This is a genomic window from Kineococcus siccus (assembly GCF_009906795.1).
In the GTDB taxonomy this organism is placed as follows: Bacteria; Actinomycetota; Actinomycetes; order Actinomycetales; family Kineococcaceae; genus Kineococcus; species Kineococcus siccus.
In genome coordinates, this window is record NZ_JAAALN010000277.1 from 1 (window position 1) to 4,680 (window position 4,680).

Annotated in this window: 4 protein-coding genes and 1 pseudogene; 3 read left to right on the plus strand and 2 right to left on the minus strand. The window is 78.0% G+C overall.

What is annotated here, in order from left to right:
* Both GTR02_RS22495 and GTR02_RS19945 read left to right on the plus strand, forming a co-directional pair.
* Nucleotides 1-192, plus strand: a pseudogene (locus GTR02_RS22495) (ATP-binding protein); the annotation flags it as partial.
* Nucleotides 189-1,385, plus strand: a complete 1,197-nt coding sequence (locus GTR02_RS19945) for a hypothetical protein (RefSeq protein ID WP_166609226.1) — start codon at nucleotides 189-191, stop codon at nucleotides 1,383-1,385. The pseudogene GTR02_RS22495 and the gene GTR02_RS19945, both read left to right, overlap by 4 nt.
* A gap of 18 nt (nucleotides 1,386-1,403) precedes the next feature.
* On the opposite strand, the gene GTR02_RS19950 is transcribed toward GTR02_RS19945, so the two are convergent.
* Together GTR02_RS19950 and GTR02_RS19955 are read right to left on the minus strand one after the other, a co-directional pair.
* Complete coding sequence (locus GTR02_RS19950) at nucleotides 1,404-2,630, minus strand: dihydrodipicolinate synthase family protein (protein ID WP_338073950.1); 1,227 nt, start codon at nucleotides 2,628-2,630, stop codon at nucleotides 1,404-1,406.
* Nucleotides 2,627-3,781: a Gfo/Idh/MocA family protein gene (locus GTR02_RS19955; protein WP_166609227.1), complete on the minus strand. Its 1,155-nt coding sequence runs from the start codon at nucleotides 3,779-3,781 to the stop codon at nucleotides 2,627-2,629. The genes GTR02_RS19950 and GTR02_RS19955 overlap by 4 nt, the downstream gene beginning before the upstream one ends.
* Nucleotides 3,782-3,897: 116 nt before the next feature.
* On the opposite strand from GTR02_RS19955, the gene GTR02_RS19960 reads away from it, so the two are divergent.
* Complete coding sequence (locus GTR02_RS19960) at nucleotides 3,898-4,665, plus strand: TIM barrel protein (protein WP_166609228.1); 768 nt, start codon at nucleotides 3,898-3,900, stop codon at nucleotides 4,663-4,665.
* Nucleotides 4,666-4,680 lie beyond the last annotated feature (15 nt).

The following is a 4,680-nucleotide window of genomic DNA, read 5'->3' on the forward strand; positions in this document are numbered from 1 at the left end:
GCCCCGGGGCGCTACGGGCTCGCCGTGTCGGTCCACCGGCGCACCGCGGTCGTCGGAGGCGGCGCGGACGTGACCTCGGCCCCCGGCCGCGGCACCGTCGTGCGGCTGCGGGTCCCGACGGTGCCCGCGCCGCCCCTCGCGCGGCTCGACCCCTCCTCGCCGCCCGTGCCCCCGCGGGGACGGGGGTCGTGACCGGTCTCCAGCGGGCCTGCGCCCTGGGCGCCGCCCTCTGGCTGCTCACGCACGCCCCGATGGTCGCGGTGCTGGGGCTGGGCGACTCGCGCGCGCCGCTGCTGTCCCTGCTCGCGGTGGTCGCGGTCTGCGGGGTCAGCGCCGCCCTCCTGCGGCCGCTCGCGGGCGCCCCGCTCGCGCTGTCCGCCCGCGCGGCGTGGGCCGCCGCCCTCGTCCTGCCGCTGTCCGGGCTCGCGGTCATGCCGTTCCTCGAGGCCGCCTCGTGGCGGACGTACGCGAACTGGTGGCCCGGGGCCGGGCAGGTGGTCGTGGCCGCGCTCGTGGTGCGCCGGCGTCCGCTGGCGGGCGTGGCCGCGGAGCTGGGTGGCGCGGCCGTCATCGTCGGGTGCGTCCTCGCCGACGGCGCGGCGCGGGGCACCTCGCCCGACCTCGTGACCATCCTGGCGCTCAACCAGCCGGCCACCCTGTGGCTGCCCGCGGCCCTGGGCATCCGCGCGGTCTTCGACCGCACGAGCCGGGAGGTGGCGCGCTACGAGGCCGACGCGGGGACGTCGGTCGCCGCGGGCGCGGCCGCCGAGGCCCGCGCCGCGAGCGCCCGCACGCGCCGCGCGGACCTCGAGGTGACCGCCGTGCCGCTGCTGGAGCGGGTCGCGGCGAGCGCCTCCCCCGAGACGGCGCCCACCACGACGACGCCCACCAGGACGACGCCCACCACGACGACAGCGGTCGGCACCCCGGTCGCCACCCCCGTCGGCGCCCGCCGGGCCGCCACGGGCTGGGACGAGCTGGCCCGGCGCGCGCGCGTGCTGGAGCGGCAGCTGCGCGACGACCTGGGGGCCCGCGCGGTGCTGGACGCGCCGCTGCGCGCGGCCGTGCGGGGCGCCCGCGCCCGCGGCAGCGTGGTGGAGGTCGTCGACGACCGGCGGCACCCGGCCGAGACCGGGCTGGTGGCCGACGTCCGCCCGGCCCTCGCGGCCGCGCTGGACGCCTGCCGCGGGGCGTCGGTGACGGCCCGCCTCGGCCCCGAGGGCGACGTCGTGACGCTCGCGGTCGACGGGTCGGTCACCGAGGTGCGCGAGGTCGCCGCCGCGCTGGAGCGGGCGGCGGGGGTCGGGGTGGGCGTGGCGGTCGACCTCGAACCCGGGTCGCTGTGGGCGGAGCTGTCCCGACCTGCCGCCGCGACGCCCCGCTGAGGACCGCCGCGGAGCCGCTCAGGCGTCGAAGCCGTGCACCGCGAGGTAGGTCCGCAGCCGGCGCGCCGCCAGCTCGGGGTCGCCCAGCACCCCGGCCTCGTCGGCGAGGCGGAACGTCTCGGCCTGGTGCACGGCGCTGCGCGCCGAGTGCAGCCCGGCGACCATCTGGAACCCCGGCTGCCGGCCGTCGAGCCAGGACAGGAACGCGATGCCCGCCTTGTAGTACGGCGTCGGGGCCGCGAAGACGTGCCGCGCGAGCGCCACCGTCGGGTCCAGCGCGGCCCGGTAGCCCGCGACGTCGCCCGCGTCGAGCGCCTGCAGCGCGGCCGACGCGGCGGGGGCGATGGCGGCGAAGATGCCCAGCAGGGCGTCGGAGTGGAACTCCCCGTCGCCCAGCACCAGGTCGGGGTAGTGGAAGTCGTCGCCGGTGTAGAGCCGGACGCCCGCGGGCAGCCGGCGCCGCAGCGCCCGCTCGTGGTCGGCGTCGAGCAGGGAGACCTTCACGCCGTCGACGGCGGCGGGGTTCTCCCGCACCACCTCGAGGAACGACGCCGTCGCGGCCTCGACGTCGCGGCTGCCCCAGTACCCCGCCAGGGCGGGGTCGAACACCTCGCCGAGCCAGTGCAGCACGACCGGGCCGGACACCTGCGACAGCAGCCGCGCGTACACCCGCTGGTAGTCCTCCGGCGACGTGGCGGCCGCGGCCAGCTGGCGGCTGGCCATGAGGACGACCTGGGCCCCCGCGGCCTCGACGGAGGCGACCTGCTCCTCGTAGGCCGCGGTCACGGCCTCGAGGTCGTGCGGCCCGGGCGGCAGCTGGTCGGTGCCGGCGCCCGCCGCGATCCGCGCCCCCACCGCGCGGGCCTCGGCCGCGCTGCGGCGCACCAGCTCGGTGGTCGCGGCGTGGTCCAGGCCCATGCCGCGCTGCGCGGTGTCCATGGCCTCGGCCACCCCCAGGCCGAAGCCCCACAGGTGGTGGCGCACCGCGAGGGTCGCGTCCCAGTCGAGGTCGGCGGGCGCGCCCGGCACCGTCTCCGACCCCGTGCGCGGCACGACGTGGGCGGCCGCGAAGGCCCGCCGCGAGGTGGCCGGCCCGGTGGGGGCCGGCCGCTCGACGCGTTCGTGGACGGCGTGCTCGACGACGGCGACGGTGCCGTCGGCGCGCCGCCGCGGCAGGCGCAGGACGGTCCCCGTCGTGGCGCGCGCCCGGGTCGCCGCCTCGTCCAGGGGGGCCCGGGCGCTCACAGCGCGAGGTCCTGCAGATCGATCCGGCGGCCCTGCGCGGAGGAGGCGAGCCCCGCCTCGGCCAGCCGGACGCCGCGGGCGCCGGCCAGGAAGTCGTAGGGGTGGGGGCCGTCCTCGACGACGTGCCGCACGAACTGCTCCCACTGCACCTTGAAGCCGTTGTCGAACCCGCCGGGCTCGTTGTCGGGCACGGCGAGCCAGTCGGCGCGGAAGTCGTGCTGCTCGGGCAGGTCGGGGTTCCAGACGGCGCGGGGCGTGGCCGAGCGCGGCTGGACGCGGCAGCCGTGCAGCCCGGCGACGGCGCTGCCGAGGGTCCCGTCGACCTGGAACTCGACGAGCTCGTCGCGGTCGACGCGCACCGCCCAGGAGGAGTTGAGCTGGGCCACGACCCCGTTCTCGAGGTCGAAGATCGCGTAGGCGGCGTCGTCGGCCGTGGCCTTGTACGGTTCCCCGTCCTCGTCGTGGCGGAGGGGGACGTGCGTGACGGCGCGGGCCGTGACGGACCGGACGGGGGAGATGATCTGCTCGAGGACGTAGTTCCAGTGGCAGAACATGTCCGCGACGATCCCGCCGCCGTCCTCGGCGCGGTAGTTCCAGCTGGGGCGCTGCGCGGGCTGCCAGTCGCCCTCGAACACCCAGTACCCGAACTCCCCGCGCACCGAGAGCACCTCGCCGAAGAACCCCGAGTCGACGAGCCGCTTGAGCTTGCGCAGGCCCGGCAGGAACAGCTTGTCGTGCACCACACCGTTCTTGACGCCGGCCGCCGCCGCCGCCCGGGCCAGCCGCAGCGCCCCGTCGAGCGTCTCGGCGACGGGCTTCTCGGTGTAGACGGACCGGCCCGCGGCGATCGCGGCGAGGATCGACCCCTCGCGCGCCGAGGTGATCTGCGCGTCGAAGTACAGCGGGAACTCCTCGTCGGACAGGGCCGCGTCGAGGTCGGTCGTCCAGCGCTGCAGGCCGTGCCGGTCGGCGATGTCGCGCAGCTTCGCCTCGCTGCGGCCCACGAGCAGGGGTTCGAGCTGCACGCGGCTGCCGTCGGCCAGCGCGACGCCGCCCTGCTCGCGGATCGCGAGCACCGAGCGCAGCAGGTGCTGGCGGTACCCCATCCGGCCCGTGACGCCGTTCATCACCACTCCGAGGTGCTGCGCCATCGCCGCTCCCCCTCCTCGCTCGACTCGTGCCCGCCCGGTGGTCAGCACCCACCGATGTCGGAAAGCGCTTGCCAGGACCCTAGTTCCCCCGCCGCCGCCGGTGCAAGGATCGGGGGGTGATCCGTCCCGGGACCTGTTCCGTGACCCTGCGGCAGCTCCCGGCCGCCGCGGTCGTCGACGCCGCCGCCCGCGCGGGCCTGACCGGGATCGAGTGGGGCGGCGACGTCCACGTCCCGGCCGGCGACGTCGCCACCGCCCGCGACGTGGGCGAGAGCACCCGTGCGGCGGGGCTGCGCGTGACGTCCTACGGCTCCTACCACCGCACCGGAGTCCACCCCGACGACGCCTTCGACGACGTCCTGGCGACCGCCCTCGCCCTGGGCGCGCCCCGCGTGCGGGTCTGGGCCGGGGACCGGGCCTCGGCGCAGGCGGACGCCGCGGACCGCGGGCGGGTGGCGGCCGGGACCGCGGACGCCGTCCGCCGGGCCGCGGCCACCGGGGTCGAGGTCGGCCTGGAGTGGCACGGCGGCACGCTCACCGACACGCCGGCGTCGACGCAGGCGCTGCTGGCCGCCGTCGACGACCTCGTCGGCGCACCCGCGCTGCGGACCTACTGGCAGCCGGCCCTCGACGTCGGCGACGACGAGGCGCTCGCGGGCCTCGCCCTCGTGCTCTCCCGCCTCGCCACCCTGCACGTCTTCGCGTGGTGGCCGGGCACGCAGCGGCAGCCGCTCGCGGCGCGGGAGGGGCTGTGGCGCAGTGCCTTCGCCCTCACCGCCGCGACGGGTCGCGAGCACGACGCCCTCCTCGAGTTCGTGCCCGGCGACGACCCGGCGCAGCTGCGCCGCGACGCGGCGACGCTGCTCGGCTGGCTGGGGCCCTGACCGGCGGTCCCCGCC